This is a genomic window from Plantactinospora veratri, from assembly GCF_036421995.1.
Classification (GTDB): Bacteria; Actinomycetota; Actinomycetes; order Mycobacteriales; family Micromonosporaceae; genus Plantactinospora; species Plantactinospora veratri.
This window is the reverse complement of the sequence record NZ_JAZGQL010000001.1, coordinates 353,171-367,377: the sequence shown is the minus strand read 5'-3', so window position 1 is coordinate 367,377 and position 14,207 is coordinate 353,171. Positions and strand designations below refer to the sequence as shown.

At 73.0% G+C, this 14,207-nt stretch carries 11 protein-coding genes; 9 read left to right on the top strand and 2 right to left on the bottom strand.

Going from position 1 to position 14,207, the window contains the following annotated elements; translation table 11 throughout:
• The first annotated feature begins 541 nt into the window (after window positions 1-541).
• The 3 genes from V1634_RS01665 (at window position 542) to V1634_RS01655 (ending at window position 4,455) form a co-directional block, all read left to right on the top strand.
• Window positions 542-1,876 carry a sensor histidine kinase gene (locus V1634_RS01665; RefSeq protein WP_331205920.1) on the top strand — a complete coding sequence of 445 codons (1,335 nt, stop codon included), beginning with the start codon at window positions 542-544 and terminating at the stop codon, window positions 1,874-1,876.
• Between the two features lie 36 nt (window positions 1,877-1,912).
• Entirely contained in the window at window positions 1,913-2,518 is a 606-nt protein-coding gene (locus tag V1634_RS01660) for a response regulator transcription factor (RefSeq protein WP_331205919.1), read from the top strand.
• A 131-nt stretch (window positions 2,519-2,649) separates the two neighbouring features.
• Window positions 2,650-4,455: an Hsp70 family protein gene (locus tag V1634_RS01655; protein WP_331205918.1), complete on the top strand. Its 1,806-nt coding sequence runs from the start codon at window positions 2,650-2,652 to the stop codon at window positions 4,453-4,455.
• A 36-nt stretch (window positions 4,456-4,491) separates the two neighbouring features.
• Here the strand turns inward: V1634_RS01655 and V1634_RS01650 are convergent, their stop codons facing one another.
• On the bottom strand, window positions 4,492-5,319 hold the full coding sequence (locus V1634_RS01650; RefSeq protein ID WP_331206106.1) for a DUF72 domain-containing protein: 828 nt from the start codon (window positions 5,317-5,319) through the stop codon (window positions 4,492-4,494).
• A 181-nt stretch (window positions 5,320-5,500) separates the two neighbouring features.
• Between V1634_RS01650 and V1634_RS01645 the strand changes: the two genes are divergently transcribed.
• The 6 genes from V1634_RS01645 to V1634_RS01620 all read left to right on the top strand — a co-directional run bounded on the left by V1634_RS01645 (window position 5,501) and on the right by V1634_RS01620 (window position 10,656).
• Window positions 5,501-6,298 carry a MerR family transcriptional regulator gene (locus tag V1634_RS01645; protein ID WP_331205917.1) on the top strand — a complete coding sequence of 266 codons (798 nt, stop codon included), beginning with the start codon at window positions 5,501-5,503 and terminating at the stop codon, window positions 6,296-6,298.
• Between the two features lie 46 nt (window positions 6,299-6,344).
• Window positions 6,345-7,265: a hypothetical protein gene (locus V1634_RS01640; protein ID WP_331205916.1), complete on the top strand. Its 921-nt coding sequence runs from the start codon at window positions 6,345-6,347 to the stop codon at window positions 7,263-7,265.
• Window positions 7,266-7,383: 118 nt separating this feature from the next.
• Window positions 7,384-7,917, top strand: a complete 534-nt coding sequence (locus V1634_RS01635) for a YlcI/YnfO family protein (protein ID WP_331205915.1) — start codon at window positions 7,384-7,386, stop codon at window positions 7,915-7,917.
• A 77-nt stretch (window positions 7,918-7,994) separates the two neighbouring features.
• The gene (locus V1634_RS01630; protein WP_331205914.1) at window positions 7,995-8,840 is read left to right on the top strand and encodes a DUF4097 family beta strand repeat-containing protein; all 846 of its coding nucleotides are present in this window, start codon (window positions 7,995-7,997) and stop codon (window positions 8,838-8,840) included.
• Window positions 8,841-8,869: 29 nt separating this feature from the next.
• Window positions 8,870-9,829: an ATP-binding cassette domain-containing protein gene (locus V1634_RS01625; protein ID WP_331205913.1), complete on the top strand. Its 960-nt coding sequence runs from the start codon at window positions 8,870-8,872 to the stop codon at window positions 9,827-9,829.
• Window positions 9,826-10,656 (top strand): ABC transporter permease, encoded by an 831-nt coding sequence (locus V1634_RS01620; RefSeq protein ID WP_331205912.1) that lies wholly within the window; start codon window positions 9,826-9,828, stop codon window positions 10,654-10,656. The genes V1634_RS01625 and V1634_RS01620 overlap by 4 nt, the downstream gene beginning before the upstream one ends.
• Window positions 10,657-10,732: 76 nt before the next feature.
• Here the strand turns inward: V1634_RS01620 and V1634_RS01615 are convergent, their stop codons facing one another.
• On the bottom strand, window positions 10,733-14,185 hold the full coding sequence (locus V1634_RS01615) for a S8 family serine peptidase (protein ID WP_331205911.1): 3,453 nt from the start codon (window positions 14,183-14,185) through the stop codon (window positions 10,733-10,735).
• Between the last annotated feature and the right edge of the window lie 22 nt (window positions 14,186-14,207).

The following is a 14,207-nucleotide window of genomic DNA, read 5'->3' as shown; positions in this document are numbered from 1 at the left end:
CGCCATTGGTCCGGAGAAATCCTCCGGGGCATGTCAAAGCAAACCGGGACACGGACATGCCACCCCCTGCCTTTCCCGTCGTCGGGTGCATTGCCCGTTCGGATCGATATCGACTCAATACGATGGAACGACAATCGTCAAGGGGTCCAGCATGATCAAATGGACGCGCTCCCACGGCGTACCTGCCGAGCCAGGAGCGGGGAGCGCAACCCCGAGGAGTCGGCGGGGTCGACCGGTCCAGGTTGTTGCCGAGAACGATCCGAGGCGATATTTTTCGGCGGGGATGTTAGCGATCCCACCCACCGGGTCCCCGCCGCACCCCTCGGGGGGAAAATGGTTTGGCCGAGCGCGTTGAGGTCGCTCCTATCCGCCGTACGTCGCCTGATGAGGCGGCGCCGACGGCGCAACCCTCGCGACCCGTTTCTCTACAAGTGAGCTAGCACGCGATTCGCCGAATCGCCCGGCGCACCGGGTTCGGCCGGCCCGGGACCGGGCTCCGGGCAGTCGGCATCGACCGCCCCGGGGACATAGCATCGGCCGGATGGCCAGCCCTCTCGATCCACCCGGGCGTGATCCCCGGCTGCGCCGGCCCCGGATCGCCACCCTGGTCGCGCTGCTCAGCACGCTGCTGACCGCGCTGATGATGCCCGGGGTCGGGCTGGCCCGCGAGTCGGATCCGGTCTGGATAGCGCTCGGCTCGGTCGGCATCGTCGCCGTCGCCACCGCCCAGATCGTCGCGCTGTACGTCCTGCTCACACCCTGGCTGACCGCCTCGGCCCGGCGCCGGGCACTGGCCGGGTACGCCGGAACCGCCGTCGCCGCCGTACCGCTGGTCGCCCCGGTGGCCGGCGGCGACTGGCCCACCTGGGCCTGGCTCGGCGCCTCCATCGTCGGTACCGCGCCGCTGCTGCTCGGCCGTCGTACCGCGACCCTGGTCGTGGCGGCGACCGTCGGCGTCGCGGTCGTGGTGGCCCGGTGGACCGGAGGCGAGCTGTCGGACCACCTCCTGATCACCGGCGGCATCGGGCTCTCCGTCGCGGCGATCGGCTGGTTCCAGGTGTGGTTCTGGGACCTGCTGGTGCAGGCGCAGCGGGGCCGGGCCGCCCAGGCCCGGCTGGCCGCCACCCAGGAGCGGCTCCGGTTTGCCCGGGACGTGCACGACCTGCTCGGACACCACCTCTCGGTGATCGCGCTCAAGGCGGAACTCGCGTCCCGACTCGCGTCGGTCGACCCGGAACGGGCCGGGCGGGAGGCCGCCGAGGTGCAGCGGCTGGCCGTCGCGGCCCTGGCCGAGGTACGCGAGGCGGTGCACGGCTACCGCGCGGTCGACCTGCGGGAACAACTGGTGGCCACCGCCGAGGTACTGCGCTCCTCCGGCGTACGCTGCGCGGTCGTCCAGCCGGATGGAGACGTACCGGAACAGGTCGCCGCCCACCTGGCGCCGGTACTGCGCGAGGCGAGTACCAACCTGCTGCGGCACAGCCGGGCCACCTGGTGCACCATCGAGGTCGGTCGGGACGGCGACCGGTTCCGGCTGACCGTCGCCAACGACGGGGCGGGGCCGGCCGCGCCGGACCGGCACAGCTCGGGACTGCGCGGTCTCGCCGACCGGCTCGCCGACGCCGACGGGATGCTCCGGACCGAGCACCGCGACGGGGTCTTCACGGTCGAGGCCGTCGTGCCCGCCCCGGCGGTGACCGTCGCGCCCGCCCCGGCGGTGACCGACGGGGGCGATCCGGGAACACGGTCGGCGGCGGTGCGGCCACGGGTTCCGGGTGCACGGACGGGAGTTGACGGTGGCGGGGAGGAGAGCGACGGTGGTGGGCGTGACAGCAGCGGCGGTGGGCACGACGGCGGCGGTGAACGTGCCGGGTGAGCCGGGCGTACCGGGACCGGCCAGGGTGGACCGGCCGTGATCCGGGTACTGCTCGCCGACGACGAGGAACTGATCCGGGTCGCCGTCGCCGCCCTGCTCGACCTGGAGCCCGACCTGGAGGTGGTGGCGCAGGCCGCCGACGGCCGGGCGGCGGTACAGGCGGCGTTGGCGCACCGGCCGGACGTCGCGGTGGTCGACCTGGAGATGCCGGCGCTGGACGGGATGGGTGTCGCCGCCGAACTGGCCCGGGCCCTGCCGTCCTGCGCGGTGGTGATCCTCACCGGTCGCGGCCGGCCCGCGCACCTGCGCCGGGCACTGGGCACCGGCGCCCGGGGCTTCCTGGCCAAAGGCGCCCCCGGCGGCGCGCTGGCCGACGTCGTCCGGCGGGTGCACGCCGGGGCACGGTACGTCGACCCGGCGCTCGCGGCGGAGGCGCTGATCGCACCCGAGTGCCCGCTGACCCCGCGCGAACTGGAGGTGCTCCGGCTGGCCGGCGCGGACGCGCCCGTCTCGGCAGTGGCCCGGCGCACCTCCCTGTCGCAGGGCACGGTACGCAACCACCTGGCCGCCGTGGTCGGCAAGCTCGGCGCCGGCAGCCGGGCGGAGGCGTACCGGATCGCCGTCGACAACGGCTGGCTCTGAGCGGCCGCCGACGACCGGCCTTCTCCCCCACCGGGTCCCGCCGGCCTCCGGTCGGGCCGGCGTCGTCGCCGGGGCGAGGAAGCGCCGAACGGGCGAGCGTGCGGGGGCGCGGCTCCCGTACCGTGATGGCTGTGCGTGGCGTGGGCGCGAGACTCGGCATCGACTTCGGCACCTACAACACGGTCGCGGTGCTGGCGCTGCCGGGCCGGGAACCCCGGCCCCTGCTCTTCGACGGCTCGCCGCTGCTGCGCTCGGCGGTCTGTGCCGACACCGGCGAGCGGCTGCTGGTCGGCCAGGACGCCCTGCACACCGCGCTCTCGCTGCCACAGTCCTACGAGCCCTATCCGAAGCGCTGCGTCGACGAGGGCACCGTGCTGCTCGGCGGCCGGGAGATGTCGGTCGAGGAGCTGTTCGCCGCACCGCTGCGCCGGGTGGCCAGCGAGGTACGCCTGATCACCGCCGAACCGGTCACCGAGGCGGTGCTGACCTGTCCGGCCGCCTGGGGTACGCACCGCCGGGGCACCCTGCTGGCCGCGGCGAACCGGGTGCTGCCGACCGTACGCCTGGTCGCCGAGCCGGTCGCCGCCGCCAACTTCTTCGTCGAGGTGGCCGGCCGGGAGCTGCCGGTCGGGCGCTACGCGGTGGTCTACGACTTCGGCGCCGGCACCTTCGACGTCACCGTGGTACGCCGTACCGGCGACGGGTTCGAGGTGCTGGCCACCGAGGGACTGGCCGACTGTGGCGGGCTCGACGTCGATGCCGCGATCGTGCAGCGGATCGGTGCCACGATCGGCAGCCGGGACGAGTCGCTGTGGACCCGGCTGACCAGCCCGGAGAGCACCTCCGACCGGCGGGCCAGCCAGCAGCTCTGGGCCAACGCCCGGGCCGGCAAGGAGATGCTGACCCGGAGCACCACGACGCTGGTGCACGTACCGCTCTTCGATGTGGACATGCCGCTCGGCCGCGAGGAGCTGGAGGAGCTGGCCGCCCCGGTCGTCGCGCGTACCGTGGCGACCACCCGTGCCCTGCTCGACCGGCTCGACGACGGGAGGTCGGCGGTCGCGGCGGTCTTCCTCTCCGGCGGGTCCAGCCGGATGCCGGCGGTGGCGACCGCGCTGCACCGGGCCCTGGACATCGCCCCCAGCGTCGTGGAGCAGCCGGAACTGGTGGTCGCCGAGGGCAGCCTGCGGGTCCCGGCCGGCTCCGGCGGTCCGGCCGCGGTCGGGGTGACGGTGCCGCTGCCGGCCGCCGAGCCCGCGACGGTCGGCACCGGCGCGGCTGCCCCCGGCGGGCGGTTCGGCGGGTGGCCGGCGCTGTCCCGGTCCCGGCGGGTCCGGGTCGCGGGTGCGGCCGGGGCGGTCGCCGCCGTACTGGCCGCCGCCACCGTAGCCGCCGCCGTCGCCGGGGACGGCGAGCCGAACCGGGGTGCGGAGTTGACCGGTGCCGCCGGGTCCAGCGCCTCCGCGACGCCCGGCGGCAGCGCGTCGCCCCGGCCGTCCGCGACGCCGACGGTGACCGCCGCCGGGGTGGACGCCTGCATGGTCGGCACCTGGCGCAGCCTCGGCGGCCAGTCGGACAAGAAGATCGACAACCAGACCGTCCAGTTCAGCGGCGGTGCCGGCACCATACAGACCTACGCGGCGGACGGCAGGGTGACGCTGGACTTCAACAAGACCACGGACGAGACCGCGACCTACAAGGGTGTGCGGTGGCGGGAGCGGACCCGGGGTACCGCGTCGGCCAACGTCTACCACCGCAACGGCGTGGAGTACGTCAGCGGCGTACGGGCCAAGGGGACGATCGTGCTCTACCGGGGCAGCAGCCGCAACGCCAGCATTCCGCTGTCGCTGCTGCTGGAACCGACCGAATACATCTGCACCGGCGACACGATGCGACTCTTCGGCAACGGTCCCAGCGAGTGGATCCGGGTCCGCTGACCGACCGCCGCCCCGGCAGGGGTCGCGCCGCGCGGGTCAGAAGAGGGTCAGCGGTTCGGCCGGGGTCGGTTCCGGCAGCGCGGCGAGTCCGGGTACCCGGGCCCGTACCTCGTCGTGGAAGCGGCGGGCGAGCATCGGCGCGTCGGCGTTGTCCGGGGTGTGGACGAAGACGGTCGGCGAGCGGCCCTCGCGCAGCCAGTCGACGGTGACGTCGACCCAGTGCCGCCAACCCCGCACGGTCCGGTCCGGATCGTCGCGCCCGAGGTACCGGACGATCGGCCGGTCGGTCAGCGCGACCGTCCGGAGCGGCATCCGGGGCTTCTTGGTCCAGGCGTCCCGTTCCGCGTCGCTGGTCGGCGGGCTCTGGAAGAACGCGGTGGTGTCGAACGGGATCCACTCGGCGGCGGCGTCGGCGAGTATCCCTTCGAGCAGCCGCGTCGCGCCCGGGTCGGTGAAGAACGCCGGGTCGCGGACCTCGACGGCGTAGCGGTGCGAGTCGGGCAGCCGGCGCAGGAATCGGGCGAGCACCGCGACGTCGCCGGGGGCGAAGGAGCCCGGCAACTGGATCCAGAGCGCGTGTGCCCGGGGGCCGAGCGGCTCGACCGCGTCCAGGAAGGCCCGGAGCGGCTCGTCGACGTCGGTGAGCCGGTGTTCGTGCGTGATCAGCTTCGGGATCTTGACCACGAACCGGAAGTCGGGATCGGTCTGGCGTGCCCAGGACGCCACCGTCTCCCTGGTCGGGGTCGCGTAGAACGTGGTGTTCCCCTCGACCGCGTCGCACCAACCGGCGTAGCCGCGCAGCCGTTCGGCGGCCGGCAGGGGATGCGCCAGGAACCGTCCCTGCCAGGACTTGTGCGTCCACATCGCACATCCCACGGCCAGCCGCATCCCGGATCCCTCCCGCCGATCTGAGCACACCCGGTCCGGCCCGCCCGGGGTCACCCGTCGGGTCGTCGGCCGTGCCACGGCAACCGTATACGGCCGCCGCCGGGCGGTCCGCTCGCGCCTTGACCTCGCCCCAGGGGCGCGGCGCAGACTTCGGGGCGTGCAGCGAAAGTACCTGCGGGCCGGCGAGTTCGGCGCGGCCGGGCGGCTGTCGCCGAAGGCCCTGCGCCTCTACGCCGAGCAGGGTCTGCTCCGGCCCGCCAGCGTCGATCCGGCCACCGGTTACCGCTACTACAGCCGGGACCAGCTGCCCCGGGCCCGGCTGATCGCCCGGCTGCGTCGGCTCGGGCTGCCGCTGGCCCGGATCGGCCAGCTCGCCGACCTCGCCCCCGAGGCCCGGGCGGTCGAGCTGCGCGGCTGGCTGCGCGGCCAGCGCACGCTGCTCGACGAGCGGACCGCGGCGGTGGCGGCGATGCAGTGGTACGGCGGGGACGCCGCACTGGTCGACGCCGTCGCGCTGCGGGAGGTGCCGGCGACGAAGGTCCTCTGCCGGAGCCGCCACGTCGACACCCGGGTGCTGGACGACCTCGTCCGGACGGCCGGGCACGACATCCGCGCGCACCTGCGACGTTCGGGGCTGACCGACGGCGGCCCGACCCTCGTGTACTTCCAGGACCTCGTCACTCCGGACAGCGAGGGACCCGTCGAGGTGGCGGTCCCGTACGACGGAAGTGTCGAACCCACCGACGACCTCTACATCCGCCTGGTGCCCGCGCACACCGAGGCGTACCTGCCGGTACCGGCGGAATACCAGGACTTTCCGCTGATCCTGCGGGTGTACGACGCGGTGGAGGCGTGGACCGACGCGCGTCCGGGGCTCACCTGCGTCGGCCACCCGTACGAGATCCATCCGGGCACGGACGCGCTCTTCGACGTCGCGTACCCGGTCACTGCCTAGTCTCGCCTCCGATTTTCCGGTCCCGTCCCCAACGAAAGGGCTCCCCGTGCGCCACACCCGCTATGTCGGCAGCGGCCCGTACTGCTACGCCAACTCGTTCGCGATGCTGCTCGGCGAGCGGGCCCCGTCGACCGCCGTCATCGAGGTCGCCACCGGTGGCCCGTTCGGCATGCAACTGATCGGCGGTCGGACGGTGTTCTTCGACGCGTACGGCTGGAAACCCGACCTCGGCTTCGACCAGGCGCTGACGGCGATCGGCTGGCGGTCGACGGTCAGCCGGGGCGGTACCGCCGACGAGGCGCTGGCCCGGCTCGCCGGGGCGGCTGCGACGGGGCCGGTCTGGGTCGGCCCGCTGGAGATGGGTCACCTGCGGCACCATCCGGAGATGACCGGGCCGATCGGCGTCGATCACTACGTGGTCGTCCTCGACGTGGTCGACGACCGGGTGCTCGTGCACGACCCGCACGGCTACCCGTACGCCCAGGTGCCGGTCGGGGACTTCCTGGCCGCGTGGCGGGCCGAGACGGTGGACTACGGCGACCCGTACACGATGCGTACCGACTTCCGGCAGGTCGCGGAGGTGCCCGACGCCGAGGCGATCCGGTCGATCGTCCCGATCGCGATCAAGCGGCTCGCCATGGAGCCCGAGGTGGCGATGCCGCCCGGCAGTCTCGGCAACGGCGAGGCGGCGGAGCGGGTCGCCGAGCTGATCGAGGCGGGTGCGGGCGGTGGGCTGCGGGAGCACCTGGTCTACTTCGCGATCCGGGTCGGGGCGCGGCGGCTGAGCGACACCGCCGACTGCCTGCTGCGGGCCGGGTATGCCGACGCTGCCGGGATCGCCGCGCTCCAGGCCCGGCTGGTGGGCTCGATGCAGTACCCGATGGTGGTCGGGGATCTTCCGGCGGCGGCCGCCGCACTCCGGGAACTCGCCCCGACGTACGACCGGCTGCGCGCCGCCCTCGACTGAGTAATAGGGGCTCTGAGCTGCGCTTATCCGGCTCGACACATCGAATGGCACCACGCATGGCACCAGACTGAGCCAAGATGGCTAGGCAGTGGTGCCATCCGTGTGCCATGATGGCACCATGGATTTGACCTCGTACGTGAGCAACCTCGGACGTGAGTTCGCCACGCTCGCCGAAGCCGGCGGCGAGGAGTCGCGGGTGCTGGTCGAGCGCCTGACCGGTTCGCTCGAATCGGCGATCCGGATGACGCTGCTGGACGCGCTCTCGGCCGCCGCCGACGAGATCACCCGGGACCTGGCGCCCGGCTCGGTGGAGCTGCGGCTGCGCGGACGCGATCCGAGCTTCGTCGTGACCCCGCCACCCGCCGAGCCACTCGAGTCCGCCGCCAAGGACGTCACGGCACCGGTAGACGGCGGCCCGGAGACCGACCCGCTGATCGCCGAGGAAGGTCCCGCCGCGCGGATCAACGTACGCCTGCCGGAGCAGCTCAAGGCCGCGATCGAGGAGGCGGCGGCCAAGGAGGGCCGCTCGGTCAACGCCTGGCTGGTCCGGGCGGCCGCCACCGGCCTGCAACGCTCCGACCGCGCCCCGCGGCCCGAGACACACACCAGCGGGAAACGGACCCAGCAGCGCTTCAGCGGCTGGGTGCGCTAGCCACACCACGCTTCTCCTTCCTTCCACGTCCCCCGACCTGCGGGGACGACTCAGCTACCGACGATGTGGGGACAACCATGCCTAATTTCGAGACGCCCGAATCGATCTCCGTCACGCTCGAACTCGGCGTCGGCGCCGTGCGGATCACCGCCAGCGACCGGACCGACACCGTGGTCGAGGTCCGCCCGACCGACGAGGCCGACGAGTCGGACGTGAAGGCCGCCGCACAGGTACGCGTCGACTACACCAACGGGATACTCCGGGTGATCGGCCCGAAGTCGCGTCCCTTCGACTTCTCCCGCAGGTCCAGGTCGGTCGACGTCTCGATCGCCCTGCCCAGCGGTTCGCAGATCTCCGCCGAGATGCAGGTCGGCGACATCCGCTGTGCCGGCCGACTCGGGGAGTGCCGGGTCAAGACCTCCGCCGGGAACGTCTGGCTCGAACGAACCGGCCCGCTCCGGCTGGAGACGGCGGCCGGTCACGTAACCGCCGACGGCATCACCGGCAACGCCGAGATCTCCACCGGCTCCGGCAAGGTCCGGATCGGCGAGATCGAGGGCACCGCAGTGATCAAGAACTCGAACGGCGAGACCACGGTCGACTCGGTCACCGGCGACGTACGGGTGCGCGCGGCCAACGGTGACATCCGGATCGAGCGGGCCGGTGCCGGCGTCGACGCGAAGTCCTCCAACGGCACCATCCGGCTCGGCGAGGTGGTCCGCGGCTCGGTCGTACTCGAGACCGCCATGGGCGACCTGGAGGTCGGCGTCGCCGAGGGCACCGCCGCCTGGCTGGAGGTGAACACCGGATTCGGGCAGGTGCGCAACCTGATGGAGCAGACCACCCGCCCGGGCGAGACCGACGAGACCGTGCAGGTGCGCGGCCGCACCTCCTACGGCGACATCACCGTCCACCGCTCCTGATCCACCTCTGGCCCCAGAGAGAGGAAACCATGACCAGCAGGCAATCCCGGCCGGCGATCGTCGCGACCGGACTACGCAAGTCCTTCGGCGACCACGTCGTGCTCGACGGTCTCGACCTGAACGTACGACGGGGAACGGTCTTCTCGCTGCTCGGCGCGAACGGTGCCGGAAAGACCACCACGGTCAAGATTCTGTCCACCCTGCTGCACGCCGACGCCGGTGCCGCATCGGTCGCCGGGCACGACCTCGCCCGCGAGCCGGACGCGGTACGCGCCGCGATCGGCGTCACCGGGCAGTTCTCGGCGGTGGACAACCTGCTCACCGGTGAGGAGAACCTGCTGCTGATGGCGGATCTGCACCACCTCGGCCGGGGCGAGGGCCGGCGACGCAGCGCCCAACTCCTCGAACAGTTCGACCTGACCGACGCGGGCCGGAAACCGGCGGCGACCTACTCCGGAGGGATGCGGCGACGGCTCGACCTGGCGATGACCCTGGTCGGCAACCCACAAGTGATCTTCCTCGACGAGCCGACCACCGGGCTGGACCCGCGCAGCCGCCGGAACATGTGGCAGATCGTCCGGGACCTGGTGGCCAGCGGCGTCACCATCTTCCTGACCACCCAGTACCTGGAGGAAGCCGACGAACTGGCCGACCGGATCGCCGTCCTCGACCACGGTCGGGTGGTCGCCGAGGGAACCGCGGAGGAACTGAAGCGGCGCATCCCCGGTGGACACGTTCGGCTGCGCTTCGCCGACCCGCAGAACCTGGATGCCGCGCTGGGCGTACTGGGTCAGGCCGCACGCGAGGCCGACGCGCTCGCCCTGCGGGTGCCCAGCGACGGCAGCCTGCGCTCGCTGAAGACCCTGATCGGCCGGCTCGACGACCGGGCCGTCGAGGTCGACGAACTCTCCGTGCACACTCCCGACCTCGACGACGTCTTCCTCGCCCTCACCGGCAACCCCACGAACGAGAAGGTGACCGCTCGATGAGTACCCCCGCCCTCGCCGGCCCCGCCCCGGCGAGTCTCCGGCTCCATCCGCTGCGCGACTCGGCGACGATGCTGCGCCGCAACCTCAGGCGCATGCTCCGGTACCCGTCGATGACCCTGATGCTCGTCGGGATGCCCGTCGTCTTCCTGCTGCTCTTCGTCTACGTACTCGGCGGCACGCTGGGCGCCGGACTCGGCGGGGCGGTGAGCGGCTCGGCCGGCGGGCGGGCCGCGTACGCCAACTACGTGGCCCCGGCGATCATCCTGATGACCGTGACCGCCACGGTCCAGGGAACCGCGATCTCGATCGCCATGGACATGACCGAGGGCATCATCACCCGGTTTCGCACCATGCACATCGCCCGGGTCTCGGTACTGACCGGACACGTCCTGGGCAGCATGATCCAGACGGTGTTCAGCCTGGCGGTCGTGATCGGCGTGGCGGTACTGGTCGGCTTCCGGCCCACCGCCGGGCTGGGCGGCTGGCTGGCCGCGGCCGGCTTCCTGCTGGCGGTGACCTTCGCACTCGTGTGGCTGTCCGTCGCGCTCGGCCAGGTGAGCAAGTCCGTCGAGACCGCGAGCAACCTGCCCATGCCGCTCGTGCTGCTGCCCTTCCTCGGCAGCGGCTTCGTCCCCACCGACTCCATGCCGGCCGGGCTGCGCTGGTTCGCCGAGTACCAGCCGTTCACGCCGATCATCGAAACCCTGCGCGGCCTGCTGCTGGGCGGGCCGATCGGGAACAACGCCTGGATCGCCCTGGCCTGGTGCGCCGCCATCGCGCTCGGCGGGTACCTCTGGTCGAAGCGGCTCTTCAACCGCGAGTCCTGACCAGGCACCACCTCGCCCGGCCCGAGGCCCGCGGACAACTGCTGTCCGCGGGCCTCGGCTGTTGGTACCGGAAGGATCATCCGGCCCGGTAGGCGTCCAGGATGGTCTGCTCGATGCCGCTACCGGCCCTGCCCTGCGCCGTCACCCGCAACGACACCGTCTGGCCGGCGGCGGGCTGCGGCAGTTGGGCCCGGTAGCTGCCGTCGCCCGACCGGTCGGCCCGGACGGACTGCCAGGTGGCGCCGCTGTCCAGGGAGGCGGCGAGGGTGAAGGCGGTGATGGCCTGTGCCGGCACGCCGTGTGCCTGGCGGACGGTGAAGGTCGCCGTGCCGGACGCGATCGGCCGGTTCGCCCCGTCCAGCGGCAGCTCGTAGTCGACCGCCAGCAGCGGCAGGGGCACGCTCCCGGTGCCGGACGGCCCGCTGGACCGGAAGGTCCAGGAGGTGCTGACCCGGCTGGAGACCGGCAGGGCGGCGCTGGCGTCGATGTCGTAACTCAGCCGGTAGTCGGCGGCCTGCCGTGGCACCGTGAAGTCGGCGATCGAGCCGTTGACCTGGCCCACGGTCCGCCCGTCACGTTGCAGGGTGAGCGTACGCGGGATGTCGAGGTCCCAACCGTCGGCGAGGCAGTCGAACCGCCCGTGCTGGTCGGTCAGCGTGACGACCTCGATGTGCAGGTTGCCACTGGTACGGCTCGGTGCCCGGGGCGCGCAGGCGCTCGGCGAGACCGCCGGCTCGTCGTACCAGTCGGAGCGCAGCGGCTGCCGGACCCAGACCTTCGACTGCCGGCTGCCCGGCGCGTACCGCCTCGGCGCCTCCTGGGTGACGATCCCGTCCCAGAACGCCTCGTCCAGCCAGTCGAGGCCGGGTGAGACGTAGTCGACGCGGTCGCCGGAGAGCGACTCGGTGTAGGTCTCGGCGATGTACACCCCCTCCGGGCCGAAGCCGTACCGCTTGTGCCCGGTGGCCGAGTCCGGGCGGTCCAGCCTGTGGAAGCGCTGGTCGATCCGGGCCAGGGTGGCCTGCTCGGCAGCGTCGACCCGGTAGACGGGGTTGTCCGGGATGCGGTTGTCGAACCGGTGGATCAGGTCGTAGAGATAGGGACTCTGCCCGCCGCCCGGCGCGACCAGGCCGAAGGCCGCGTACGCGTCGAACGTCCCGATGCCGGTCCCGTCGTTCGGTACCGCCGACACGTTCCCGGCCCTGGCCGCCTCGCCCCAGGCGAAGGCGAAGTCGTACCAACCGACGCCCCGCCGGGGGTACTGGAGATAGGTCAGGCCGAGCGAGGCCGCCTCGGTGGCGACGCCGTCCACGGTCGCCGAAACCGGGCGGGCCCTGGTCAGGTCGAGTCGCAGCGACGTGTCGCCCGCGACCGTCAAATCCGGGTCGCCGGCCAGGACCGCACGCTCGTCCTCGGGTGACCAGGACATGAAAGTCGCCATCACGCTGTACCGGCCGGCGGGCACCCGGAAGGTCAGCGTGGCACCGGGTTCACCGCCGTCGACCTGGGTGTAGCGGGCCTGGTCGTCGAGGTTGACCACCACCACCGTGGCCCACCCCGACGCCCCGTCCGGCGCACCGGGGATGGCGGTCGTCTCGACGGTGAGGTCGTGGCTGGGTGCCTCCACGTGGAAGGTCACCGGCGTACGCGATGCCACCCGGCCGCCGGTGCCGGCCGTGACCACCGCGGTGTAGCGACCGGGCCGGGCCGCGAACGCGGCGCGGTCCACGCGCAGCGTGACGCCGCCACTCGCCCCCGCGGCGAGGTTCAGCTGACGGGCGGAGAGCACGGCGGCACCGGCCGGCGCGGCGACACCGTTCTGGTCGGCGACCGCCACGGAGAGGTCGACCGTGGTCGGGCCGGTCCCGGTGTTGGCCCAGGACAGCTTCGCCTCGGTCGTACCGGACTGCGGATGGCCGAAGGTGCCGAGGTTGACCACCGGCTCGGCGCTGACCACTCCGGACAGTGGCCGGACCACGTCGAGCCGCCCGCTGCCGCTGGTGTAGGTGTCGCCGTCGGTGACCGGGACGGTCGCACCGGTCAGCGCCGCCTTGAGCCGCCCGCCGCTCCATCCGGGGTGGCGCTGGGCCAGTACGGCGGCCGCTCCGGCGACGTGCGGGGCGGCCATCGAGGTACCGGACATGAAGACGTACTGCGGGTCGAGCAGCCGGCCCAGGGTGGTCCCGGCGGCCCGGGCGGCGACGATGTCCACGCCCGGCGCGACCAGTTCAGGCTTGGCGGCACCGGTGTTGACCAGCGGCCCCCGGCTGGAGAAGTCGGCGAGTACGTCGTCGCCGTCCACCGCGCCCACCGTGAGCGCGCTGGCGGCGGCAGCCGGTGCGGCGACCGTACCGTAGAGCGGTCCGGAGTTGCCGGCCGCGACCACGAAGAGCGCCCCGGTCCGCGTGGTGAGGGTGTCGAGCGCGAGCGACATCGGGTCGGTGCCGTCGCTCGGCTCCCAGCCGCCGAGGCTCATGTTCACCACGTCGGCACGGCTCGCCGCCCACTCCATTCCGGCGATCACCTGTGAGTCGGTGCCTTCGCCGTTGTCGTCGAGGACCTTGCCGACGACGAGGCGCGCGTCGGGCGCCACGCCCCGCCGGGCACCGTTCGAGGCCGCGCCGGTACCCGCGATCGTGGCCGCCACGTGGGTGCCGTGGCCGAGGCGGTCGCCCGCGTCACCGCCGTCGGCCGTGAAGTCCTTCTTCTCCGCGACCTGTCCCGCGAGGTCCGGGTGGGTGGCGTCGATCCCGCTGTCCAGCACCGCGACCCGGGTGCCCTTGCCGGTGTAGCCGGCGTCCCACGCCTGCGGCGCGGCGATCTGGCGCAGATTCCGGTCCCACCGCCCGTTCACGGGGGCGTTCGCGGTCGCGGTGCCGGTGCCGTTCGCGGTGGCTGTGCCGGTTCCGTTCGCGGTCGCCGGGGCGGTGACGGTCGCCCGCACCCGCCGGTCCAGCCACACCTTCGGCGACGAGTCGGACGAGCGGAGCGCGGCCGGGCGGGTGGCGGCCAGCGACCTGACGAACGCCGCGCTCGCCGCCTTCGAGCGCCGGCCCGAGACCGCCGCGATGCTCGGCAGCTCCCGGAGCCCGCTGAGGCCGGCGACCAGGGGGTCGGCCTTCGCCTGCCGGGCCTGCCCGCCGGGACGGACGATCAGCGGCAGTTCCCGGGTACGGGCGTCGTCGTAGCCGTTGAGGATCAACGTGGTCACGTCGAACAGCGCCGGGTCCAGCACCGTGTCGAGCAGCGGGGCGACCCGGGCCGGTACCACCCGTACGTGCCCGTCCGGGCCGCAACTGCGGGTCAGTACGCCGCTCGGCTCGGCGGGGCGCACGCTCACCGTGGGACAGCCCGACGAGGTGCCCCGGACGGTCACCACATCCCCGGTCAACAGCGTCACCGTGTACGTCCGCCCGGCCGCCAGCAGCGAGGCCGGGGTGCCGAGGGTCGCCGCGTCCCGGGTACCGCCCTGGCCTGCGTCCGCGGTGCCGGGAAGGGCCGCTCCGGACGCCGCCAGCAACACTGCCACGGTGGGTAGCCCGACCGTAAGT